The organism is Nocardia sp. KT25-26, assembly GCF_056627695.1.
The window spans coordinates 3,147,292-3,171,573 of sequence record NZ_CM152813.1 but is presented as its reverse complement, the minus strand read 5'-3'; the positions used below and the strand labels follow the sequence as shown (position 1 = coordinate 3,171,573).

General features: G+C 68.5%; 21 protein-coding genes. 7 read left to right on the top strand and 14 right to left on the bottom strand.

Annotation, left to right across the window (positions count from 1 at the left end; genetic code table 11):
- Positions 1-66 precede the first annotated feature (66 nt).
- From AC1HFH_RS14410 to AC1HFH_RS14365, 10 genes are all read right to left on the bottom strand, one after another.
- A complete protein-coding gene (locus AC1HFH_RS14410; protein WP_480243285.1) occupies positions 67-864 on the bottom strand; it encodes an SDR family oxidoreductase in 798 nt (265 codons plus the stop codon).
- Positions 865-909: 45 nt separating this feature from the next.
- Positions 910-2,532: an aldehyde dehydrogenase family protein gene (locus AC1HFH_RS14405; RefSeq protein ID WP_480243284.1), complete on the bottom strand. Its 1,623-nt coding sequence runs from the start codon at positions 2,530-2,532 to the stop codon at positions 910-912.
- Between the two features lie 23 nt (positions 2,533-2,555).
- Entirely contained in the window at positions 2,556-3,782 is a 1,227-nt protein-coding gene (locus AC1HFH_RS14400; protein ID WP_480243283.1) for a cytochrome P450, read from the bottom strand.
- Between the two features lie 2 nt (positions 3,783-3,784).
- Positions 3,785-5,479, bottom strand: a complete 1,695-nt coding sequence (locus AC1HFH_RS14395; RefSeq protein ID WP_480243282.1) for an acyl-CoA synthetase — start codon at positions 5,477-5,479, stop codon at positions 3,785-3,787.
- 8 nt (positions 5,480-5,487) lie between these two features.
- The gene (locus AC1HFH_RS14390) at positions 5,488-6,615 is read right to left on the bottom strand and encodes an NDMA-dependent alcohol dehydrogenase (protein WP_480243281.1); all 1,128 of its coding nucleotides are present in this window, start codon (positions 6,613-6,615) and stop codon (positions 5,488-5,490) included.
- Positions 6,616-6,645: 30 nt separating this feature from the next.
- The gene (locus tag AC1HFH_RS14385; protein ID WP_480247849.1) at positions 6,646-7,854 is read right to left on the bottom strand and encodes a cytochrome P450; all 1,209 of its coding nucleotides are present in this window, start codon (positions 7,852-7,854) and stop codon (positions 6,646-6,648) included.
- A gap of 41 nt (positions 7,855-7,895) precedes the next feature.
- Positions 7,896-9,152 (bottom strand): hypothetical protein, encoded by a 1,257-nt coding sequence (locus tag AC1HFH_RS14380; protein ID WP_480243280.1) that lies wholly within the window; start codon positions 9,150-9,152, stop codon positions 7,896-7,898.
- On the bottom strand, positions 9,146-9,664 hold the full coding sequence (locus AC1HFH_RS14375) for a nuclear transport factor 2 family protein (RefSeq protein WP_480247848.1): 519 nt from the start codon (positions 9,662-9,664) through the stop codon (positions 9,146-9,148). The genes AC1HFH_RS14380 and AC1HFH_RS14375 overlap by 7 nt, the downstream gene beginning before the upstream one ends.
- 29 nt (positions 9,665-9,693) lie before the next feature.
- Entirely contained in the window at positions 9,694-9,918 is a 225-nt protein-coding gene (locus tag AC1HFH_RS14370; protein ID WP_480243279.1) for a ferredoxin, read from the bottom strand.
- A 337-nt stretch (positions 9,919-10,255) separates the two neighbouring features.
- The gene (locus AC1HFH_RS14365; RefSeq protein WP_480243278.1) at positions 10,256-11,368 is read right to left on the bottom strand and encodes a LacI family DNA-binding transcriptional regulator; all 1,113 of its coding nucleotides are present in this window, start codon (positions 11,366-11,368) and stop codon (positions 10,256-10,258) included.
- Between the two features lie 177 nt (positions 11,369-11,545).
- Here AC1HFH_RS14365 and AC1HFH_RS14360 point away from each other — a divergent pair, with 177 nt between their 5' ends.
- From AC1HFH_RS14360 to AC1HFH_RS14335, 6 genes are all read left to right on the top strand, one after another.
- On the top strand, positions 11,546-13,216 hold the full coding sequence (locus AC1HFH_RS14360; RefSeq protein ID WP_480243277.1) for an HAD-IA family hydrolase: 1,671 nt from the start codon (positions 11,546-11,548) through the stop codon (positions 13,214-13,216).
- A 41-nt stretch (positions 13,217-13,257) separates the two neighbouring features.
- Entirely contained in the window at positions 13,258-14,145 is an 888-nt protein-coding gene (locus AC1HFH_RS14355) for a DUF8171 family membrane protein (protein ID WP_480243276.1), read from the top strand.
- Complete coding sequence (locus AC1HFH_RS14350) at positions 14,142-16,019, top strand: ABC transporter ATP-binding protein (RefSeq protein ID WP_480243275.1); 1,878 nt, start codon at positions 14,142-14,144, stop codon at positions 16,017-16,019. Before AC1HFH_RS14355 ends, AC1HFH_RS14350 begins: the two co-directional genes overlap by 4 nt.
- Positions 16,016-16,849, top strand: coding sequence for an energy-coupling factor transporter transmembrane component T family protein (locus AC1HFH_RS14345; RefSeq protein WP_480243274.1), 834 nt, complete (start codon positions 16,016-16,018; stop codon positions 16,847-16,849). Before AC1HFH_RS14350 ends, AC1HFH_RS14345 begins: the two co-directional genes overlap by 4 nt.
- 105 nt (positions 16,850-16,954) lie before the next feature.
- Complete coding sequence (locus AC1HFH_RS14340) at positions 16,955-17,674, top strand: hypothetical protein (RefSeq protein ID WP_480243273.1); 720 nt, start codon at positions 16,955-16,957, stop codon at positions 17,672-17,674.
- Between the two features lie 108 nt (positions 17,675-17,782).
- Positions 17,783-18,496 (top strand): YwaF family protein, encoded by a 714-nt coding sequence (locus AC1HFH_RS14335; protein WP_480243272.1) that lies wholly within the window; start codon positions 17,783-17,785, stop codon positions 18,494-18,496.
- Here AC1HFH_RS14335 and AC1HFH_RS14330 read toward each other — a convergent pair.
- Complete coding sequence (locus tag AC1HFH_RS14330; RefSeq protein WP_480243271.1) at positions 18,475-19,137, bottom strand: TIGR03086 family metal-binding protein; 663 nt, start codon at positions 19,135-19,137, stop codon at positions 18,475-18,477. The genes AC1HFH_RS14335 and AC1HFH_RS14330 overlap by 22 nt on opposite strands.
- A gap of 121 nt (positions 19,138-19,258) precedes the next feature.
- On the opposite strand from AC1HFH_RS14330, the gene AC1HFH_RS14325 reads away from it, so the two are divergent.
- Complete coding sequence (locus AC1HFH_RS14325; protein WP_480243270.1) at positions 19,259-20,281, top strand: RNA polymerase subunit sigma-70; 1,023 nt, start codon at positions 19,259-19,261, stop codon at positions 20,279-20,281.
- Between the two features lie 207 nt (positions 20,282-20,488).
- Here the strand turns inward: AC1HFH_RS14325 and AC1HFH_RS14320 are convergent, their stop codons facing one another.
- The 3 genes from AC1HFH_RS14320 to AC1HFH_RS14310 all read right to left on the bottom strand — a co-directional run bounded on the left by AC1HFH_RS14320 (position 20,489) and on the right by AC1HFH_RS14310 (position 24,081).
- Positions 20,489-21,193, bottom strand: coding sequence for a dienelactone hydrolase family protein (locus AC1HFH_RS14320; RefSeq protein WP_480243269.1), 705 nt, complete (start codon positions 21,191-21,193; stop codon positions 20,489-20,491).
- A 174-nt stretch (positions 21,194-21,367) separates the two neighbouring features.
- The gene (gene katG, locus AC1HFH_RS14315; protein WP_480243268.1) at positions 21,368-23,587 is read right to left on the bottom strand and encodes a catalase/peroxidase HPI; all 2,220 of its coding nucleotides are present in this window, start codon (positions 23,585-23,587) and stop codon (positions 21,368-21,370) included.
- Positions 23,588-23,622: 35 nt separating this feature from the next.
- Positions 23,623-24,081, bottom strand: a complete 459-nt coding sequence (locus AC1HFH_RS14310; protein WP_480243267.1) for a Fur family transcriptional regulator — start codon at positions 24,079-24,081, stop codon at positions 23,623-23,625.
- Positions 24,082-24,282: the final 201 nt, after the last annotated feature.

Sequence of the window (24,282 nt, the reverse complement as noted above, 5' to 3'; positions counted from 1 at the left end):
CCGATTGCGGCGGCCGGATCGATCGTCATCCGGTCGATCCGGCCGCCGCCGTTCGGCGGGACGGAATCACTCCGGCGTCTTCGTCCCGGGCCCGCGCAACGGTGCTTCCGGCTGCACCTCGCTGACGATCACGTGCGCCCCCCGCGGCGTGGTCACCGCGGTGGTGACGGCCGCAGCCATATCCGAGGCGCGCAGCAGATACCCGTGCCGAGCGAATCCCCACACCTTCCAGTCCTCCAGCAACGGACCGATCTCGTCGATCGAGGCGTCCATGCCGATCTCGGTGGCCGTCGGTCCCGGACGCACCATCGACACCCGGACGCCCGTTCCTTCCAGCTCCATCCGCAACTGCAGCGACAACGCTTCCAGTCCCGCCTTGGCCGCGTTGTAGGCCCCCATCCTGGGTCGTGGTGCGACACCGCAGTCGGAGCCGATCAGGACCACATCGCCGCGGCGCCGTTCGAGCATGCCGGGAACGATCCGGTGCAGCATCCGTTGCGGGCCGGCCAGATGCAGATCGAGCTGATCCAGGAACTGCTCCGGCGCCACCTCGCAGGCCGGGCCGAACTTCAGTGAACCGGCCGCCGACACCAGGATCTCGATATCACCCAGTTCCTTCTCCGCCGCGGTGACGAATTCGTCCACCGACGCGGAGTCGGTCACATCGAGTCGGTGAGCGAAGGCCGTACCTCCTTGTTCCCGGATCGTGTCGGCCAGCTGCTCGCACACCGCCACCCGCCGAGCGCCCAGCGCCACGGGATGGCCGAGTCCGGCCAGGGCCGTCGCCGTTGCGGCGCCGATACCGGAGGAGGCCCCGGTGATCACCGTCGGCCGGACGGGTGGATGTGGCTCGAATCGTGGCATTGTTCCTACCTCTCGGAAGACACGCGCGCCGTGGTGCCGGCGCGCTCAGGACAGCAGACGGCGCACCGCACGGCGGCCGAACCCGAAGCGCACCAGCAGATCCAGCTGACGCCGGGTCGATTCGGTGTACGGGTACCACACCGATTCCTTCTTCCCGCCGCGCCGGGCGAGCAGAATCGGCTGGGGATGGGTGTAGCTGCGCAGGCCCTCGGGTCCGTCGTTGACCCGCCCCAGGCCACTGTTCTTGCGGCCCCCGAACGGTGCCTCCGGCACCCCGTAGATGACGGCGGCATCGTTGTGCACGACCGAACCGGTGACCAGGCGCGCCGCAATCCGCCGCGCCTTCGCCGCGTCCGCGGTGAACACCGAACCGCTCAACCCGTAGGCGTTGTCGTTCGCACAGGCGATCGCCTCGTCCTCGTCGCGGACCCGCATGATCGCGAGCACCGGGCCGAAGGTCTCGTCGGTCATCAGCTCCATGCCGTGGGTGACGTCGGTGATCACCGTCGGCCGGAACCCGAGTCCCGGGCCGCCGACCGGCTCCCCGCCCACCAGAACGGTGGCACCCTTCGCCCGGGCGTCGGCGAGCTGCCGCCGCACCACCTCGAGCTGCCCCTCCTGGATCAGCGGCCCGAGGTCCGGGCCCTCGGTGGGGTGCGGGGCGGCACCGGAGCGTCGGGCGCGCAATCGGCCGACCCGGTTCCGCCATCGGTGCTCCGGCTTCGGATTCGGGCGCGCGGTCCGGATCCGCGCCGCCTGTGCGCATACCCGGCGGACGAATTCGTCGGCGATGCTGTCCACCACGTAGACCCGTTCGACGCTCAGGCACACCTGCCCGCAGTTGAACATCGACAGGTACACCGCGCCCGCCGCCGCACGGTCGAGATCTGCATCCGCACAGACGATCATGGCGTCGTTGCCGCCCAGTTCGAGGGTGCAGGGGGTCAGTGTCTCCCCGCAGACGGCCCCGATCTTCCGACCGGTGGCGACGCTACCCGTGAAGCTGATCTTGTCCAGCCCGGCGCCGACCAGTGCCGCACCGGTCTCGCCGTCACCGTGGACCACCTGCACGATGTCCTCGGGCACACCCGCCTCGTGTAGTAGGCGAACCACCCATTCCCCCGAGAACGGCGTCACTTCGGACGGTTTCAGGAGCACGGCGTTGCCGGCCAGCAGCGCCTGCACCACCGGATTGAGCGAGAGCACGAACGGGCCGTTCCAGGGCGTGATCACGCCGACCACGCCCAGCGGCTGATAATGCAGGAACAGCTTCTTGACCGGCCGGAGATAGCCGTGCAGCGCCCGGCGGGACGGGCGCAGTGCCCGTTCGGCACGTGCTGTCCAGTAGTTCAGGAAGTCGCAGGACGGAACGATCTCCATGGCCAGCACCTCGACCCGCGGCTTGCCGGTTTCGGCGTGGACGGTGTCGATGATCTCTTCGCGCCGCCGGACCAGCACATCGAGTGCACCGCGCACGATCCGGGCTCGCTCCCGCACCGGTAGCTCCGCCCAGCCGGGCTGCGCGGCCCGCGCCCGGGCCACCGCCTGTTCGACGTCCTGCGGCGTACTCACCACCATCGCACCGACCCGTCGCCCGTCGAGCGGTCCGGACAGAGCGAGTCGGCGCCGCCCGTCGGCGGTCTCGGGTAGCGATCGAACTATGGCCATCTCTCTCCTCGGGTGGTCCCGGTCTACTCGTAGCGGACCTGCCAGCGCTTGATGCCGTTGCCGAAGCTGGAGCGCAGCCGGACCGGTTCGGCCACCTGCCGCAGGTTCGGCATCGTCTCCGCGATGGCGTCGAAGATCAGCTCCAGCTGCAATCGCGCGAGGTTCGCGCCCATGCAGTAGTGCGGCCCGGTGCCGCCGAACCCGAGATGCGGATTCGGATCACGCAGGATGTCGAAGGTGAACGGGTCGTCGAAGGCCTCCTCGTCGAAGTTGGCCGAGCTGTAGAACATCGCCACCCGCTCACCCCGGCGGATCGCCTGCCCGCCCAGTTCGACGTCACGGGTGGCGGTGCGCTGGAAGGCGATCACCGGTGTCGCCCAGCGCACGATCTCGTCGGCCGTGGTACGGGGACGTTCCCGGCGGAACAACTCCCACTGTTCGGGATGGTCCACGAAGGCTTTCATTCCCTGGGTGGTCGCGTTGCGAGTCGTCTCGTTGCCCGCAACCGTCAACAGGATCAGGAAGAAGCCGAACTCGTCAGCCGTCAATGATTCCCCGTCGATATCGGCGTTCACCAGTTTCGAGACCACGTCCGATCCGGGATCGCGGCGCCGCGTTTCAGCCATCTGCCAGGCATAGCCGAGAATCTCGGCGGTGGCCGTGATCGGATCACCGAACTCGGGGTCGTCGAAGTTGAGCATCTGGTTGGACCAGTCGAACAGCCGGAGCCGATCCTCCTGTGGGACACCGAGTAGTTCGGCGATGGCCTGCAGCGGCAGCTCCCGCGCGACCTGATCGACGAAATCACCGCCGCCGGCCTCCCGCGCCGCCCGCACGATCGCCCCGGCCCGGTCGGTCAGTGCACCACGCAGCGCCTCGACCGCGCGGGGAGTGAAACCGCGCGAGATGATCCGGCGCACCTTCGTATGCCTGGGTGGGTCCATATTGAGCAACATCGTCTTCGTCACTTCGAAGGCGTCGGCGGTGATATCGCCCGGGAACCGCAACACCGCGCCTTTCGCATTCGACGAGAAGTCCTCGGGATTGCGGGAGATCGCCCGGATGTCCTCGTGCCTGGTGACGGCCCAGAATCCGCCGTCACCGTACGGGGCACACATCTCGTCTGTCTGACCGTTCCACCACACCGGTGCCGTGCGGCGCAGAATCGCGAATTCCTCGACCGGCGCGCGGTCGGCCCACAGTCCGGGGTCGGAGAGATCCAGCCCGGCGGGCAGTGCTGTCGATGTCATGGTTACCTCCTGTGCCGGTCCAGCGGGCCGGGGGCCAAGTCTGCGGCACCGGACTGTCGGGCGGCCAGCTGCTGTGCCCATCGGTAGTCCGCTTTCCCGGCCGGTGAGCGCCGGATCTCCGGACAACGGAGGATGACCCGGGGCCGCTTGTATCGGGCGATGTGTTTCGCGCATTCGTCGAGCAGTTCGCGATCGGTGACCGCCTCGTCACCCAGTACCACCAGGGCCACGACCTCGCTGCCCCAGCGCTGCGACGGCCGTCCGACGACCACCACATCGAGAACACCGGGATGTGCGGCGACCGCCCGCTCCACCTCTTCGACGAAGATCTTCTCCCCGCCGGAGTTGATCGTGAGGTTGTCCCTGCCGAGCAACTCGATCCCGCCGTCGACGAGCAGCTTCGCGCGGTCCCCCGCGATCGACCAGCGCCGGCCGTCGACGACCGGGAACGTGCGGGCGGTTTTGGCCTCGTCGCCGAGGTAGCCCAGCGGGATCCGTCCGGTCCGGGCAAGCCAGCCGGACGAGCCCGGGTCGTCGAGCACCCGGGTCAGGTCGTCGGAGAGGACGGACGTGGCACTGCTCTGCGGGGTGAAACTGCCGTGGCTGCCGCCGGCAGCGGCGTCGAACATCCGGGTCATCTGGATCCCGGATTCCGAGGATCCGACGGAGTCGACGACCAGGACCGTACCGCCGAGCGCGGCGACGAGACGCTGCCGAACGGCCGGGGTCAGCGGTGCGCCCGCGTTGTGCACTGCCGCCAGTCCGGTGAGGTCGTAGGCCCTGCGTTCCAGTTCACCGGCGATCGGGCGGGCCATCGCATCTCCGACCAGCGGCAGCGCGATCACTCGCTCGCGGGATACTGCGTCGAGCACGGACGCTGCGTCGAAGCGGTCGGTCACGGTGGGCAGCACCAGCGTCCCGCCGTTGGTGACCGTCTGGAACAGCAACCATTGCGCCGCACCGTGCATGAACGGTGCCGTGGCGACGAGCCGGTACGCACCGCTCGTCGCGGCTGCGGTGGCCGCGAGTTCGGTATGGGATCGCAATTGGTCCTCGGTCCCGAAGCGGGTGCCGCCCATGGCGGCGACATAGATGTCGTCCTGCCGCCACAGCACTCCTTTCGGCATACCCGTGGTGCCGCCGGTATAGAGCAGGTACAGGTCGTCACCCCGTGGTTCGGGCAAGCCGCCGTCCGGCGCCGGGGTCGACAGGGCCTGTTCGTAGTCGACGGCGCCCGGCAGCAGAGCGTGGCCACTGTCGTCGGCGACCTGCACGAGGACCACCGGCCACCCCAGTTCCGGCAGCACCGCCGCGATGCGGGGTGCGAACTCCGCCTGGTACACCAGGACTTTCACTGCGGCGTCCCGGAGCAGATAACGCAACTCCGCTTCGACGTACCGGTAGTTGATGTTGAAGGGCACGGTGCGGGCCCGGAAGGCGCCGATCATGGCCTCGGGGTATTCGGGGCGGTTGCGCAGGTAGATCCCCACATGGTCCTGGCCGGACTCGTGCGCGGACAGCGCGGAACGTTCGATACGGCATCCGAGCCCGCGGACGGCCAGAAAATGTGCGAAACCGGTGCTACGGGCGTTCGTTTCGGTGTATGTCGCCCGATGCTCGCCACGGACGAGGAATTCCCGATCGGGAATCGTCTCGGCCACCGTGGCGAACACGCTCGACAAGTTGAAATCCACCATCGGTCACCTCATCGGTCGGTGTCGGTGAAGCGAATCACGCCGCGGATGTTCCTACCCGCCAGCATGTCCCGATAGCCGTCGTTGATCTCCTCGAGGCGGTACTGCCGGGTGACCATGGCGTCCAGTTCGAGTTTGCCCGCGCGGTACAGCGACAGCAGCCGGGGAATGTCGTGGTGCGGATTGCCGCCACCGAACAGCGCGCCCTGGAGATTCTTCTGCAGCAAGGCGAGCATGGCCAGATTCAGGGTGGCGCCGGTGTCGACCAGGTCGCCCATCGCGGCCAGCACGCAGGTCCCCGCTTTGGCGGTGATGCCCAGCCAGTCGTCGACCTCGGCACCGTCGACGGCACCCACGGCGACGATCACCTTCGACGCCATTGCGCCGGCGGTGATCTCCGCGGCGGCGGCAGTCGCCTCCTCGACGGAGGCGTAGACGTGTGTGGCGCCGAAGGCGAGCCCTTGTTCGCGTTTCCACGGCACCGGATCCACGCCGAAGATGTAGCGGGCCCCGGCGTTCACCGCGCCTTGCAGGGCCGAGATGCCGACTCCGCCGAGGCCGATGACAGCGACGTCCTCGCCCGGCCGCACATCGGCGATGCGGGTGGCCGAACCGTACCCGGTCGTCACGCCGCAGCCCACCAGGCAGGCGACCTCGAACGGAATCGACGGATCGATCTTCACCACGGAGCTCTCGTGCACCACCATGTACGGGGCGAAGGTGCCGAGCAGCGTCATCGGATACACGTTGCGGCCCTGGGCCCGCACCCGGAACGAGCCATCGGCGACCGAGGCCCCGGCCAGCAGCAACGCACCGAGGTCGCACAGGTTGCGGTGGCCGGCCTGACAGGACGGGCATCGGCCGCAGGACGGGACGAACGACAGGACGACATGATCACCGACCGCGAGATCCTCCACCCCGTCGCCGATCTCGACGATCACCCCGGCCCCTTCATGACCACCCAGGACGGGGAACCCGGCCATCGGGATCCCGCCGGTCACCAGGTGGTGGTCGGAATGGCACATACCCGCCGCTTCGACCTGGATGGCGACCTCGTGCCGGCGCGGCGCACCGATCTCGATCTCCTCGACCGACCACGGCCGGTCGGTGTCCCACAGCAGTGCACCCTTGGTCTTCATGCCGAGCCTGTTCCTTCCGGGGACACGGGGTCACCGCGCACGAACCGTCATGGGCAGGCTCGCGAACCCGCGCACATTCACCGAGTGGACCCGTTCGGCCGATGCTTCGTCGATCTCGTACCCGCGGATCGAGCCGACGATCTCGCCGAGACCGATATTCGCCTCCAGCCTGGCCAGATGTGCACCGAGGCAGAAGTGCACGCCGAGGCCGAAGCTCAGCAACGTCTGGGAGCTGTCCCGCCCGATCCGATATGCCTCCGGCTCCTCGAACACCGTCTCGTCCCGGTTGGCGGACGCCAGGAGCAGCAGCACGCGATCACCGGCCGGGATGGTCAGGCCGCCGTACTCGGTGTCGGTCAATACCCGCCGCAGCAGCATCTGGGTGGAGTTGTCGTAGCGCAGCGTCTCCTCGGTCCAGTCCGGCACCGCCGCGGGATCGCGCAGTGGTTTCACCAGCTGGTCCGGGAATCGCCACCCCCAGTACATCGCATTGCCGAGCAGTTTCGTGGTGGTCTCGTTACCGGCCACCACCATCAGCACCAGGAACCCGATGATCTCCTCGTCCGACAGGCGGGTCACGCCCGCCGTCTCGTCGGTGATCTCGGCGTCGAGCAGTACCGAGACGAGATCGTCGCCCGGGTTGCGGCGCCGCTCGTCGATGAGTTCGCGGTAGTAGCGGGTCAGTTCCAGGTAGGCGAAGATCGCTCCCTCGGGCACGTCCAGGACGCCTTCCTCGCGGTGCAGCAGCAGATCGGATTGCGTCCGCAGGTGGGCACGGTCCGATTCCGGGACACCGAGCAGTTCCGAGACGACATCCATCGGCAGCAGCCCGGCGAAGTCGCGAATGAAGTCGAACTCCGTTCGCGCGAGGCACTGCTGCCAATGCCGCCGGGTCAGTTCGGTGATCCGTCCGGCCAGATCCTGGACCCGGCGCGGCGTGAACCCCTTGGAGACGAGTTTTCGGATCCGGGCGTGCTTGGGGTTGTCCATGGCGAGGAACGACATCGACCGGTGCGCCTCCGGACCGTAGGAGGCCGGGTCGATGGAGACGCCCCAGCTGTTGGACAGGCGGGCACTGTCCTTCAGCGCGGTGCGCACATCCGCATGCCTGGACAGTGCCCAGAAGTCCATGCCGGCGTTGCGGTAGACCGGAGCCTCGGCGCGCAGCCGCGCGTAGGTCGGATACGGATCCTCGTGGAACGAATAGTCGTAGGGATCGAACGGCACCAGCGTTTCCATATCGACGTTCACAGGGCACTCCATCCAGTTCGGGTTCGCCGTCATACGACCGTGAGCGGCAGCGGGATTCCGCGATCGGCGAAGGCGAAGTTCGCGCCGGTGCTGATCCGGGTCAGCGCCACCTCGGTGGCCTCCGCGGCCGGCTCGGTGCCCCGGGTGATCCGCACCGTGAGTTCGGCATCGGTGGCCGTCGCGGTCGCGCACCGGTAGTACGGGCTCACGCCGCGCACCAGGGCATCGAGGGGTTCGAGGTGGTCCGGGTCGAGCAGCCCCGGCCACACCCGGTCGGTGACGCCGCCGCTGCCGCGATCCAGCCCGACGGTGACCGCGTCGTCGGCCCGCTCGATCCGGATGCCGGTGTACTGCCGGGGGTTCAGTGCGGGATGCAGGTTCAGGACGGCTTCCAGGGACACGAGATCATCGCTCAGCCCTCGCACCTTCCGGATTCGTTCCGAAGCCAGGCCGGCCACACCGGCGAACTGCTTGCGGCCGATCTCGGCGGTCCGCGCCGGGTCGGCCCGCTCCCCCACGGCGATCAGGAACCCGGCCGCCAGCAGGTGCTGCTGCAAGCACACTTCCTCCGCGATCCGCACGAGGGCCGAATGGGAGAAGTCGGCGAACCGGAGGTCACTCAGCACGGGTCCCGAATAGTCGGCCGCACCGGCATCTGCCGGATCGATCGGCGACAAGCGCACCGAGGCGGCCGCCGAGGCCGCCACCCGATCGGCGTTGCGCGGGACCGGCGGCGGTTCATGGGCGGGGTCGATCGTCACCCGCCAGGCACAGACCGGGTGCCGGTCGGCCGGTGTCCGGGGTGGCCGGTGGATCGGCCGGACCTGGGCATGTGGATTCGTGGCCAGTGCGGTGGCATCGAAGGTCGGGTCCTCGATGTCGTGACACATCGCGCGTACGTACTCCTCGCCGAGCGGTTCCACATCGGCCAGCGCCCCGCAGTGGTCGAGCCAGAACTCACCGTGGTCGTGATCGTCGATCCGGAACCGGAAGTCGAGGAACTGCGGCGGTGCGCCGATATCCAGTTGCAGGCCCTTGAAGATCGTGTCGACGCCGTCGCCGCGATAACCCAGCGCATCCTGCATCCGGCGGGTGTAGACCGGGCTGGACACCTGCCATTCCTCGATCGCCACCGCCGTCATCCCGGCCCGGCCGAACGCCCCGATGGTATGCGGCATCCCGGCCCGGTCGATCAGATGGCCGCAGAGCAGCAGTTCCGGAACCAGCGCAGCCAGATCGCTGCGGCTCAGCGCGGCGAACGGAGACTGCGCATCCTTCGTCACCACAGCGGCACCGGCGACTTCCCGATCGGGTACCAGCCCGGCAGCGGCTGCTGCGTGGTCGCCTTCTCGATCCGGGCCTGCATTCCGGGTGTCATGGCGTTGTTCGTGATCATCTCGAGAAACAGGCTGGACACATTGCCGTAGTCGAAGAAGTCGCGTTGCCAGCTCCACTGGAAGTTGCCGCCGTACCGGAACCAGCTGCCGCCGATGCCCTGCACCGAATAGTGGCTGCCGTCGCCGCGGGTCCGGCTGGACACCTGCTTCCAGAATCCCACGACATCACCGGTCTTCTCGTCGATCACGACGTGCTGATAGGGGTACGTCCACCCGTCCAGGCCGTCCATTTCCTGACCGACCGCGATATCGCGGATCTCGTCGCGTCCCACCGCCATGAATTCGTGGTCGGGACCGTAGTTCCAGCCGTAGGTCGCGTCCTCGGTGTACATCTCGGCCAGTGGGCGCCAGTCACCCAGCCGCTCGCAGCGCTTGTTCTCGGCCAGCCACCGCTCGACCATCTCTTCCAGCTCGCTCCGCGGGAATCCGCTCACAGTCCTTCTCCTTCGTCCTCGCCCCCGTCGCCGGGAACGATCGACAACGCCCGAGTGGGGCAATACGCGACCGCATCCCGCACGGCCACCCGGTATTCGGCGGCAGGGTGTTCGGCGAGTATCTCGACCTGTCCCCGCTTCGGGACGGTGAACACCTCCGGCGCTTCGACCTGACATGCCGCATGCCCCTGGCACAGGTCCCGATCGACGATCACCCGCATGACGCACCTCGCAGTCCACGTTGTCGGCAGTCCGCCCCGAACAGGTCGAGACTGAACCGGAGTCGACAGGACCCGGCTCAACCACTGCCATACACATGCATGTCCACTCGTTTGGACAGGTGTCTGGACGATAGCACCGCCTGGCCCCACCGGCAATGCTCGATCACGAAAATGCAGGTACCCGACCGTCCATTCCGGCACAGCGACCCGACAGACCGGTGACCGTCGACACTTCCGCACCGATGCCGCCGACTTCGGAGTTGCTTTCCGCGACGCCCACATTCGACCCGTTGCGCACGCGGCGGGCACTGCGAACCATCGGGCTACGCCCGGACGATCACGCGCAGCCCTCCTTCGAAGGGTCGCTACTGCCTGTGCGGCTCCGCCGGGCGGCCGCGAGACCGGATTCACCGGCAACCGTCCCTCGACCGCCGACCGTGGCCGCCGACGGGCCGGCGGGTCCCGCAGTGGAGGCGCGCACTTCGAGGCGCGGCGCGATCACCTCGTGCCGATCGATGGTGCGGCCGCCGATTCGTTCGGTGAGCAGAGCGACGGCGGTTTCGCCGAGGGTGGGCCCGCATTGATCGACCGTGGTGAGGCGGGGCCGCACCCGAGCGGACAGTTCGGTGTTGTCGTAGCCGACCACGGACAGCTCACCCGGTACGTCGACGCCCAGATCGTGGGCGCGGTCCAGAATGTCGATGGCCAGCAGGTCGTTGTTGGCGACGACTGCGGTGACGTCGTCACGCAGGAGGGCATCAATGATTCCGGTGCGTTCGGCGTCGTCGCCGATCGTCCGCACATCGCGATGCGCCAGGCCGGCACGCCCCATGGCGGCCTCGTATCCGCGCCGGCGGGCGCGGGCAGCGGGGCGGTCCGAGGCCGTGACGAAAGCGATCCGCCGATGCCCCAGCGCTGTCAGGTGGTCGACGGCCATCCCGAGGCCCGCCTCGTCGGCATTGGCCACCGAATCCACTCCGGAGGGCATGGTCTCCGGCCGGCCGACCACCACCATCGGCACTTCACGGGCGGCCGCGGCCAGCGCGGCGGGGTCGATCCGGGAACTGACGATGATGCCCTCGACGTGCATGCCGAGCATGGCGTTGACATGGTCGGCCAGCCGCTGCGGGTCCCGGCGGCCGTTACCGAGGACGGTGCGCAGATTCGCGGTCTCGGCCGCCGTCTCGACACCCAGGGCGACCTTGGTGTGATAAGGGTTGCGCAGATCGGTGACGATCACCCCGATCTGGCCGGTACGCCCCTGCACCAGGGCCCGGGCCAGGGCATTGGACCGGTACCCGAGATCGGCGGCGACCCGCCGGATCCGGTCGCGGGTCGCGTCGCTGACGCCTTGGTCCCCGCGCAGCGCCAGCGAGACGAGGGATTTCGATACCCCGGCGGCGGCCGCGACATCGACGATCGTGGGGCGCCGCGATCGGTGCGTACTCATACACCCATCTTTGCGGGCCCCTTCCGCTGTGTCTCGCGGCGGGGTCCGGAACCTTACGACCGTGACTGGAACGTTCCAGCCGGGTTCACCGGCTGTCCACCGAGTCAGCGGTCACCGTTCAGTTCCCCGCCCCAAGCTGGTCGCGTCCCAGCATCGGCTACCCAGGAGCGACATCACATGACCTCGGCCCCGCCCCACACCGGCACCGTCCTCGACGACGTGCCCGCCGCGCTGACCCAGCGGCCCGAGGCACTGCTGCTGGACTTCGGCGGGGTCGTCTTCGAAACGCGCAAACGCGAGGACGGGATCGCCGAGGTGGCCGCCCTGCTGCACGCCGAGCTCGGTCGCGCCGGGCATCGGCCCGGCCCGGCCTCGCTGCACACCTCGGTCGCCGCGGGCCTGATCGCCCTGAAGCACTGGAAGCACGCCATGAGCCGCACCCACGCTCCCCGCGAGCTCACCCATCGCGCACTGTGGGAGGACTTCCTGCTCGCCGACCAGCCGGAACCGATCCGCGCGACCGCCGCCGGTGATGCGGTGCGGTTGATGGCGGCGATCAACCCGCTCATGAACGACCACCTGGTCCGGCCCGGCATCCCGGAATTGCTGCGCGGGGCCCGCGAACTCGGCATCGGGGTGGGCATCGTCAGCAACGCACACTCCGGACTCGCGCACCGGACGCTGCTGCGGGAATTCGGCTTGGCCGATCTCGTCGATGTGCAGCTGTACTCCGACGAGGCCGGTATCCGCAAACCGCATCCGGACATGATCGCCCGGGCCGCAGCTGCATTGGCGACGACGCCACAGCATTGCTGGTATGTCGGCGACACACAGGACCGCGACGTGCAATCGGGCCGGCGCGCCGGAGTCGGCGCCGTGCTGCTCACCCGGAGCAAGCACACCGACTCGCCGCCCTTCCCGGTCAGCGACCGTCCGGACGCAATCCTGGACACCCCGGAGGGGCTGCTGGACCTGCTCACCGCTGCACATCCGGCCACCGAAGCCCCGGAACCGGCCGCCTCCGGCATGCGGACCGAGCCGGCATCGGTTCCCGGCAGCCCAGGCGTCCGGCGCCGTCGGCCCCGGGCACTGCTGCTCGACCAGGGTGGCGTTCTCACCTCCTCGCAGAAGACGCCACAGGCGATCCGCACCTTCGCCGACACGGTTGCCGCCCGGCTGCGCGCCGCAGGCCACGAGGTCGGCGACGAGCACATGCGCACCGCTCTCGACCGGGCACGCGGGTCCTATCAGGCGTCGAAGAAGGAGCCACACCCACAGGGACGCTTCCCCGAGGTGACCCCGCACCGCTTCTGGGGCGAATTCGTCGCGCCGGAACTACCCGCATCGGCGGCGCCGTGGCTACTGGCCGAGGCGACCGAGTTGACCTTCGGTTACGCCCGGGCCAAGAGTGACTGCCGATTGCGCGACGGCGTCCGCGAACTCCTGCACTGGTGCCGGGACACGGGATTGCCGGTGGCCATCGTGTCCAACACGATCTGCGGGCGCAGCGGCCGCCGCCGCCTCGATGACGCCGGCGTCGGAGACCTGATCGGCGCTTTCGCGTACTCCGACGAAGTCGGCTACCGCAAACCCGATCCCGCTCCGGTACTCGCCGCGACCCGGGCGCTGGGTATCGACCCCGCCGACTGCTGGTTCGTCGGTGACAAACCCTGGCGCGATGTCGCGGCAGCCCGGGCCGCCGGTGTCGGCACCGCGGTGATCGTCCGCGGCGGCGCCACCGACCCGGCGGCGCTCACCGCCGGCCTGACGGCCGACCGGCCCGATCTGCTCACCGACTCGATGACCGCTGTCCACGCGGCGCTGCGCGCCGCCTTCGAAATCCCCTGACTCCCGCCACGTCCGCTCGACCCTGCTGAAGAAAGTTCGTCATGAGCACGACCACCCTGCCCCGCCCCAACGACCTGACCTCGGCGCAGAAGCTGATGGTCTTCGTCCTGTCCATGACGATGTTCGGCCTGGCCAACATCGTCACCGAGGTCCTGCCCGAGTTCACCGTCGGCCCCGTCGAACTGTCGGTGTCCTATCTGGCCTTCGTGCCGGTGGTGATGGTCTGCCTGTTCAACCCGCTCTACGCCGCACTGGGTGCACCGCTCGGTGAGATCGTCTTCGTGGATCTGCTGATGGGCGACTTCTCCGGAATCGGCGAGATCGAGGGGTACCTGCAGCTCGCATTCGGCCTGTACGTCGCCGGCTCGCTAGTGCGCGATCCGCGCCGCAGGTGGCAGGTCGCCGTGGCCGCCATGGTGGCGGTGCTGATCGACAAGGGCATCGGCGGCATGGTCGACATCACCAAGGTGTGGGTCGGCGTGGAGGACGCCGAGTACGTCGACGGCTTGCCCGAATCCATTCTGCTGCTGGAAGGTTTCGCGTTCGCCTCGGACTTCGTGATCAGCGGCATCCTGTTCGGCGCCCTTCCCGCCGCCTACCTGGCACCACGGCTGCACGGCAAGATCGAACCCCTGATGGGGATGCGGCCCCGCGACCCGCAGACCCCGCTCGCCGGCGCCGCCCGCCCCAGCGCCGCCTTCATCGGCCTGGGCATCTTCCTGATGCTGGGTTCGGCAGTGTTCGCACTGCTCGAGGCCGCCGACGTGAAGTTCGGTGTCTGGGAACCGGATTTCCTCGATCGCTACGGCCCCGGGTTCCTGTGGATCAGCGTCGCCGCGGTGGCGATCGTGTTCGTCGGCATCGTGATCGCGGCCCGCGCCGTCGCCCGGGAAGGCCGCGCGGCCTCCGATGCGGAGGACGACCGATGACCACGGAGGTCATTCGGGTCGAGGGGCTGTCGTTCCGATACCCGGGCGCCGACACCGACAGCCTGCACGATGTCGACCTGTGTATCGAGCGTGGTGATTTCGTCGCGGTCATCGGCAGCAACGGCTCCGGGAAGACCACCCTGTGCAAGGCATTCAACGGGCTGATCCCGCATTTCTGGTCCGGCGACTTCTCCGGAACGGTCACCGTGGACGGGCTGAACACCCTGGACACTTCGGTGGCGGCATTGTCCCACCGGGTCGGCTACGTGTACCAGGATTTCGGCAACCAGCTGGTCCGGCCCACGGTGCGCGACGACATCGCCTTCGGGCCGATCAACTTCGGGCTGCGTGACTACCGGAACCGCACCGAGAACGCGATGAGCCTGCTCGGTATCGATCACCTGGCCGCGCGGTACGTGTGGGAACTGTCCGGCGGTCAGCAGCATCTGACCGCACTGGCCGGGGTGCTCGCGATGGATCCGGCGGTGATCGTGGTGGACGAGCCGGTCGCTGAACTCGACCCGGCGCGCGCCGAGGAAACGTACCGGATGCTGGCCCGGATCAATGCCGAGCGCGGCACCACCATCGTCGTGATCGAGCACCATGCCGAGTTCATCGCCCGCTATGCACGGAGCGTGGTTCTCATGGCCGACGGCGCACCACGCTGGCAGCTGCCGGTTCGGGAAGCGTTGGCGCGCACGAACGAACTCGCCGAACACGGCATTCCGGCACCGCAGATCATCGACGCCGTCACCCGGCTGGCGCCGGCGGCATCGGTGCCACTCACCGTCGCAGAAGCCCGGCAGGCACTGGTCGCCGCCGGGCGAGCACCGCACCCGGAAACGTCCGGCGGCCGGGCAGCTACCGCCATCGATACGGTCCCCACGTTCGACCGCACCACAGCGACTCCCCCACCGGATCCCACGATCGACTCATCGGCGACGACCGGCCCCCGCGCCATGTCCGGTTCTTCCCGTTCAGCGCCCCGGACTGCGCTCCCGGGTGGTGGCCTACGGCTGGACAGTACGGTAGCTTCGCCGACCGTCCCGGTCGCACGGCTCAGCTCCGTCACCCACGGCTACCGTGATGTGCACGGGCGGGTATCGACCGTTCTCGACGATGTGCACCTGACCCTGAGAGAACGGGAACGTATTGCGGTGGTCGGTTCGAACGGGGCCGGGAAGTCGACGCTGCTGCGGCTGCTCACCGGGATCGTCGTGCCCCGATCGGGCACCGTCGAGGTCGACGGCATCGACACCCGCCGGGCGCGGCCTGCGGCACTCGCCGAGCACGTCTGCTACCTGTATCAGCATCCGGAGCAGATGTTCCTGAAGGATTCGGTGCGGCAGGAGATCGCCATGTTCCCCGCGCAGCGCAAGCGGCCGGGCACCACCGAACTGGTGGACCGGGTATTGCAACAGCTTCGGCTGACGGAGTTCGCCGACCGGGACGGCCGCACCTTGTCCGGCGGCCAGCAGCGGCGGGTGACCCTCGGCATCGGCCTGGCCATGACCCCTGCCCTGCTGCTGCTCGACGAACCGACCTCGAGCCTCGACATCGGCACCCGTCGCGATGTCATCGCCATGCTGGATGCCCTGGCCGAACACATCCGCTGCGTGGTGGTGGCGACCCACGACATGCATCTGGTCGCCGAATGGGCCACCCGGGTGCTGGTCCTCGACGGTGGGCACCTCATCGCCGACACCACTCCCGCGGAGCTGTTCGACTCTCCGGAACTCACCGCGGCAGTGAACCTCGTACCGCCGCAGATCAGCGTACTGGGCCGGGAATTGGGCATCCACCCGCCGCCGCTGTCGGTAGCCGAACTCGTCGCCGCCTGTCCCGCCCCGCCTCGCATCGGAGTGATCCCGTGACCCGAAAGCAACGCGACATCCTGTCGGTCGAATGGGTGAAGCTGGAACTGCTGCGCACCGCGTACGCCACCAGAGGCGGACTGCTGTCCCGGATGGATCCGCGGGTGGTGGTGTGCTGGTACCTGGTCTTCGCCGTGGTGCCGTGGCTGACCCACAACATCTCGACCCTGGTGATCCTGTTCGCAGTGACCGCGGTGACGGTCCTGTTGAGCCGGGTCGGCCCATTGGTACTGGGCCTGTTCACCTTCGGCCTGGTGATGGAGAGCGTGTATCTTTTCGCCGCCGCCTGGCTGTTCGACGGCGACCTCAACACGATCATGTCCCTGCTGACGCTGACCCTCAAACTCGGGATCATCTCGCTGGCCAGCATGGCGGCCTTCGTATCCCTCGACCCGGAGAAGCTGTCCGATGCCTTGATCGCCATGCACGCACCGCCACTGCTCAGCTTCGGGGTGAGCTACGGGTATCGGATGCTGCCGGTGCTCATGGACGAGTTCCACACCATCGTCGACGGATACCGGCTGCGGTCGGCCCCGCCCGGCCGGCGCGGCTTCCTGGCCTGGCGCTCGCTCCGGCACATGGCGGTGACCCTGGTGCAGAGCTTCTATCCGATGATGCTCAACACCGCCAAACGTACCCGCACCACCGTCGAAGCCCTCGAAACCCGCGGTTTCACCTTCGCCGGGGAGAGTTCCCTCGGCCGGGAGATCCGGCTGGCGTATCTGCGGATCGGACGGGCCGATATCGCACTGATCGGGACGACGGCAGCCGTCATCGTTGCCGCCTTCGTCCTCGGACACCAGATACCGGTGTTCTCCCGGGACTTCTGACGGCGGACCACCGGCGATCCGGCCGCCGAACCCTGCGTCCGAAATGTTCGGTTCGGTCCGGTTACGATCACCGCGTCCACGCCCTGCAACGATGGAGTTACCCGCATGCACCTCCGACATACCGGCCTCGTCGTGGCCGCAACGCTGCCGCTCGTCCTCGGCGGCTGCGGTTCCGGTGACGACGATTCGGCAGGCGCGCAGCCTGCCCCCGAGGGGGCACCGACCACCGGCACCACCCCGGAGGCCGCCGGCGTGCCGGTGCCCACGCTCGCCGACGGCCCCGACGTGTGCTTCCGCGCAATCATCGAGCACCTCGGTCCGGAGACGAAGGCGCACGAGATCCAATCCTCGTTCAGCGTGCCCGCCGATCTCGACAACACCCCGGTCGTCATCGGTGACCCGCCACCCCCGGGCGAGCTGACCACGTGCAGCATCGAATACCAGAATCCGGACGACCCGAGGAAGCTCCTGGAAACCGGCCTCGATGTCGACACCGGCGAGTTCTCCGAGCCGATTCCCCTGGAACTGCGCGTCGCCGGCGATGCGTCCCAGTTCGACCTCGAGGACTACGTGATCCCCCTCGCCGAGGTCCATGCCGCACCATTGGCCGACTTCATGACGAGCCGGGAAGACGCCCTCGACCAGGCGTACTCGGCGCACGCCTGGTCCGGGATCCGGCTGATGGCCCCGGACCGGACCAGCCCGACGCATTTCCTCCGGGTCGACGTCGAGGGCCGCCTGGCCACCAACGACATCCTCGAATCCGGCTACGCCGAAATCGGTACCGACGGCACCGAAATCGTCGCCGACCGCCTGGTTCCCTGAGAGCCCACCGCCGCAGCCGAAGGACCCCGGGATAGCACGATCGAGGCGAACTCCGGACGGAGCATTCGGCTGCGGCGGTGGTACGGGCGGCGCCGCTAGGGTGAGCGTGTGGAGCCATCGATGGCGAAGGATTTCACCGCGTACGGCGCCTCGCACTGGATCGTGCTGGGCGTGTTCGTGGCCGGGGCCGTCGCGGTCGTCCTGATCGGGCGGCACGAGGCGGATCGGAGCGGCCCGAGTGTCTTCGGCCGGGTTCTCGGGGCGGTGACACTCGGCTTGTACCTGGTCATCTATCTTTCGACGATGTTCCCGCCGACCGTCGAACGGTCGGTACCGCTGCGCCTGACCGATCTGGCCACCCTCGCCGCGGGATACGCACTGTGGTCGCAGCGGCCGTGGGCGTATGCGCTGACCTACTACTGGTGCCTGACGTTGAGTACCCAGGCGCTCATCTCACCCGCGCTGGAGAGTCCCGACTTTCCCGATCACCGGTTCCTGGCGTTCTGGGCGATTCATCTGCTGGTCGTCTGGGCGGCGATCTATCTGACCTGGGGTGTGGGTATGCGACCGGACTGGCGCAGCTACCGGTTCACCGTCGCGGCAACGACAGCGTGGGTAGCGGTCACCTTCGTGTTCAACTCCGTGGCCGGCACCAATTACGGTTTCGTCAACCGCAAGCCCGCCACGCCGTCGCTGCTCGATGTGCTGGGGCCCTGGCCCTGGTACCTGGGCACCGTCGCAATCCTGCTCATCGGTGCCTGGGCGTTGCTGACCTGGCCGTGGACCCGTCCCGCCGCCGGTTACGTCTCCCCGACGCCGTGACCACCGGCGGGCCGGTGCTGTCCATCGACCCGACGTCCCAGCAGCGCGACGAGCTGCTCCAGGGCGGTTGCTCCGCTGCCGGCCGGTTGCGGCGGATCGAACGGCATCCGGTCCGGCGGGATGTCACGCAGCTTCGCCCTGCTGAAGTCGATCTCCCGTTCGACGATCGCGTCGGGGAAGCGGAACACCTGACCGGTAGCGCACGCGAGGTCCCAGCCGTGTACGAGTTCCTCGACGGCGCGCAGATGGATCACGGCGAGGCCGGGAACCACCCCCGCAGGTACCTCGAAGGTCGCCGCCGCAATGCCCGGCCGATCGAATGCTGCGAGCAATGCCGCCGTCGAGCTCGAGTAGGTACCGGCGGGATCGTCGCCGAGCAGGGCGCCGGTCCCGGGGTTCAGCGCGTCGGGCGTGACCCGTACCCTACCGCGCAGGATGCCGGTGAACAGGCGGTTTCCCAGGACCATGTGCTCTACCAGCTGCCGGGCGTTCCATTCCGGGCACGGGGTCGGCGCCGACCACTGGCCGGGACCCACCCCACCGACGATCTCACCCACCGCTTGCAGGATCTGCGCCAGGTCGTCGAGCGCCACCGCGGCGGCCGGGTCCGGGTTCTCGTTTCGGGATCGTGCCACGTTCATTTTCCGATTCCACCTCGTTCGCGTAGTTGTACCTCTTTGTCGAGACACCGCACGGCAGCCGAACGGAACGCGCCGCATCGAACCGATTCACCCGCCCGAGCGGGCATGAGAGGATGCGGCAGTGCGTCAGGACGTGCTGGACCGGGCCCGGGCGGGCGATGAGCAGGCATTTCGGGAGCTCACCGATCCGCACCGGCACGAACTCCAGGTGCATTGCTACCGCATTCTGGGCTCGTTCACCGATGCCGAGGACATGCTGCAGGAGACACTCGTCGCGGCCTGGCGCGGCCTGGACTCCTATGCCGGCCGGGCCTCACTGCGGGCCTGGCTGTACCGGATCGCCACCAATCGGTGTCTCAACGCACTGCGGGACGCGCGACGGCGGCGGCCCGCCGAACCGGAGCCGCCGTTCGACCCACCCGCACCGAGCCGCCGCACCGAAACGACCTGGCTACAGCCGTATCCGGACCGGCTGTCGGAACGGATCCGCGACGACTCCCCCGGCCCCGAGGCCCGCTACCATGCCCGTGAGGCCATCGAGCTGGCATTCGTGGCAGGTCTGCAGCACCTGCCACCCCGCCAGGCGGCGACCCTGGTCCTGCGGGACGTACTCGGTTTCTCCACCGCCGAGGTCGCTGCCATGCTGGGGACCGGAACCAACGCGATCAAGGGGATGCTGCAACGGGCCCGGCGAACCATGGACCGGCAGCACCACCGGCTGGACCCCGACCGCATCCCGCTGCCGGATTCACCGACCGAACGGCACCTGTCCCGGCGTTTCGCCGAGGCATTCACCGCCGGCGATATCGACGGCATCGTCACATTGCTCACCGACGACGCCTGGCTGGCCATGCCCCCGGCACCGCACGAATATCTCGGGGCCACGGCGATCGCGGATTTCCTGGCCGTGTTCACCCATTGGCGCGACGACCGCCGCTTCCGGCTGGTCCCGACACGCGCCAACGCCCAGCCCGCCCACGGCTGCTACCTCACCGAACCGGGCAGCGAACTCGCCCGACCCGCCGGCTTGCTGGTGCTCACCCTGCGCGACGATCGAATCGGTGCGGTGACCTGGTTTCTCGACGACGACCTGCCGCACCGGTTCGGATTACCGGAGACGGTCCCGGTGGACACGGCCACGTGAGGTCCGTTCGATCCGCCGGGTGCGCCGGCACGACGATTGTGGGCCGGAACCGCCGCACAGCCGAGTCGCGACGCTGTGCCTACCGGCCGAGCCGGAACCGCAGTTCCCGATCGGACCGACGGCATCCCGCGGACGCGTCGGGCCGGGTCTTCGCCGGAGGGGCGGCGGCCACGTGCCGGTCGGCCACGCTATCTCCACCGGCCCCGCTCATCCGCGGGATCGGAGGTGGACGTCGAAGAACTCGAGGATGCGCTGCCAGGCATCGCGGGTCGCTGCCTCGTCGTATCCGAGGCCGGTGACCCGCAGCACGGGCTCCACGGCCAGGCGGTTGGCGAAGGCGTGGCCGGCACCGGGGTAGGTCTTCACGTCGTGATCGATTCCGTACTCGGTCAGGACCCGTTCCAGTTCGGGGCCGCGGCCGAGGTTCACCGGGTCGAGCTGCCCGTAACTGGCGACGACGGGGCAACTCCCGCGGAGGATTTCGGCGTAGTTGCCGCGACCGGACGGGTAGAACGGGGCCGCGGCGTCGAAGCCTTCGGGCGCCACGAGCAGCGCGAAGCCCCCGCCCATGCAGAATCCCAGCACGGCGACCCGCCCGGTGCATCGCTCGTCGGCCCGCAGCCGGTCACGCGCGGCGTGAATGTCCCGGACGGCTCGACCGTCCCGCTTGTTGGACAGCAGTTCGCCGACGACGCTCGGGATGCATCGAACACGTCCGCGGGAGAAGAGGTTCGGCGCGATCGCGAGATACCCGCCGGCCGCGAGCAGTTCGACATTTCGTTCCAGGTCGCTGCCCAGCCCGAGTGCATCGTGCAGCACCACGACCCCGGGCCACGGGCCGTCGGTCTCCGGGGCCGCCAGTGCCGCGTCGATCGATCCTTCGGACGTCGGCAGTTCGATCCGTGTGATCACGTGGGGTGCCCTCCCGTTCGAACGGGTCCGGCGCGACGGACCCGTTGCCAGTCGACCACTCGAAGCTACGCCGCCGATCGCCGTCTGTCCGGCAGACGCGGCACCCCACTGCACCCGGGGCCGGACGGTGGTGGTCCCGCAGATACGAGCGGGCCTGCGGGACCACCACAGCGATCAGGCGATGTCGAACCGATCCAGGTTCATGACCTTGTCCCAGGCCGCGACGAAGTCACGCACGAACTTCTCCTTGGCGTCGCGGGTGGCGTACACCTCGGCGAGCGAGCGCAGCACCGAGTTCGACCCGAACAGCAGGTCGACGCGGCTACCGGTCCACTTCACCGAGCCGGAGGCCGCCTCGGTGCCGACGTAGGTGCCGTCGTCCGCCGGGGACGGCGCCCAGGTCACGCCCATGTCCAGCAGATTGACGAAGAAGTCGTTCGTCAGCGACCCCGGGTTGTCGGTGAGCACACCCAGCGGCGATTGCCGGTAGTTGGCGTCGAGTACCCGCAGCCCGCCGACCAGCACGGTCATCTCCGGGGCGGTCAGCGTCAGCAGGTTCGCCTTGTCGACCAGCAGGAATTCGGCCGGCAACTGGGATGCCTTGCCCAGGTAGTTGCGGAAGCCGTCGGCCTGCGGCTCCAGCGCGGCGAACGATTCGGTGTCGGTCCACTCCTGGGTGGCATCGGTGCGGCCGGGCGTGAACGGCACGGTGATCTCGACACCGGCGTTCGCCGCGGCCTGTTCGACGGCGGCGACGCCGCCGAGCACCACCAGGTCGGCGAACGACACCGACTTGGTGCTGTCCTGGGTCGCAGCGAACTCGGCCTGCACTCCCTCCAGGGCGCGGATGACCTCGATCAGCTCGTCCGGTTCGTTGACCTCCCAGCCGAGTTGCGGCTGCAGACGGAGCCGGCCACCGTTGGCACCACCGCGCTTGTCGCTGCCGCGGAAGGAGGAGGCCGCAGCCCAGGCCGCCTTGATCAGCTGTGCGGGCGGCACCCCGGTCGCCAGGATCCGGCTCTTCAGCCCGGCGATGTCGTCGGCGTCCACGAGGTCGTGGTCGACGGCCGGAATGGGGTCCTGCCACAGCAACTGCTCGGTGGGTACCTCGGGGCCGAGGTAACGCGACACCGGGCCCATATCGCGGTGGGTGAGCTTGAACCAGGCCCGGGCGAACGCGTCGGCGAACTCGGCCGGGTTGTCCTTGAAGCGGCGCGAGATCACCTCGAATTCGGGGTCGAAGCGCAGCGACAGGTCGGTGGTCAGCATCATCGGCAGCCGCTTCTTCGACGAGTCGAAGGCGTCCGGGATGATCGCCTCGGCGTCCTTCGCCACCCACTGGTGCGCACCCGCGGGGCTTTCGGTGAGTTCCCATTCGTAGCCGAACAAGATCTCGAAGAAGTCGTTGGTCCACCGGGTCGGCTGGGTGGTCCAGGTGACTTCGAGGCCGCTGGTGATCGCGTCGGCACCCTTTCCGGAGCCGTGGGTGCTCTTCCAGCCGAGACCCTGCTGTTCGAGGGCGCCCGCCTCCGGTTCCGCACCGACCAGCCCGGCATCACCGGCGCCGTGTGTCTTTCCGAAGGTGTGGCCGCCGGCGATCAGGGCGACCGTCTCCTCGTGGTTCATCGCCATCCGGCCGAAGGTCTCCTTGATGTCGACCGCGGCCTTGATCGGGTCCGGTTCACCGTTCGGACCTTCCGGATTGACGTAGATCAGGCCCATCTGCACCGCACCCAGCGGGTTCTCCAGGTCCCGTTCACCGCTGTAACGCTGGTCGCCACCGAGCCATTCGGCTTCGGGACCCCAGTAGACGTCCTCCTCCGGTTCCCAGACGTCCTGCCGGCCACCGGCGAACCCGAAGGTCTCGAAACCCATCGATTCGAGGGCGACGTTACCGGCCAGGATGAACAGGTCGGCCCAGGAGATCGCCTGGCCGTACTTCTGCTTGATCGGCCACAGCAGGCGCCGGGCCTTGTCGAGGTTGCCGTTGTCCGGCCAGCTGTTCAGCGGGGCGAAACGCTGCTGACCGCTGCCGGCGCCACCGCGGCCGTCGTGGATGCGGTAGGTGCCCGCACTGTGCCAGGCCATCCGGATCATCAGCGGCCCGTAGTTGCCGAAATCGGCGGGCCACCAGTCCTGGGAGGTGGTCAGGATGTCGGCGATGTCGCGCTTGACCGCCGGCAGATCCAGGGTGGCGAAGGCCGCGGCGTAGTCGAAGCCGGGGTCCAGGGGGTTGCCCTCGATCGGGTTCTTCGCCAGGATCTTCAGGTTCAGCTGGTTGGGCCACCATTCGTGGTTGCCGCCGCCCTGGACGGGCCGGCGACGGTGGCCGGTGACGGGACAGCCGCTCTCGGCAGCGGCGGCGGTGTGGTCGTGCGGGTTTTCCTGAGACACGTCGGTCCTTTCGGGGGTCGAGCGAGGGGCTGGGTTCATTCGGTCGGCGTTCGGTCGGCCGGCGCAGTGGCCGGTTCTGCAGAACAGGCGGGGCAGCGGCCCCAGTAGATGACCTCGGCTTCGTCGACGACGAAACCGTGGTTGTCGGCGGACTCGAGACAGGGTGCTGCGCCGACCGCGCAGTCCACGTCCACCACCACGCCGCAGCCGCGGCAGACGAGGTGGTGGTGGTTGTCCCCGACCCGGGTCTCGTATCGGGCGACCGACCCCATGGGCTGGATCCGCCGCAACAGACCGGCGCCGGTCAGCACCCGGAGCGCGTCGTAGACGGCCTGATGAGAGACGGCGCCGACCTCCTCGCGGACCCACCCGAGGATCGCCTCCGTCTCCGAATGCGGGTGTTCGTGCACCACCCGCAGCACACCGAGCCGTTGCGCCGTGACCCGCAGCGCAGCCCGCCGCAACATCTGCTCGAAATCAGGTTTACTAGACACAGTCAAAGACTTTACACGTTCAAGATTAGCTCGTCATCCGGTCGGCGGAACGAGACCCACCACACTCGCGTCGGTCCGGCACAGCACCGTCGCGCCGCCGGCAATCGCAGGCGCTTCCGGCGACGACGGGCCCGACCTCCCGTAGGTCGCACCCGAACAGGTCGTCCCGATGCACGTGTTACCGGACGCTACCGAGCCGCC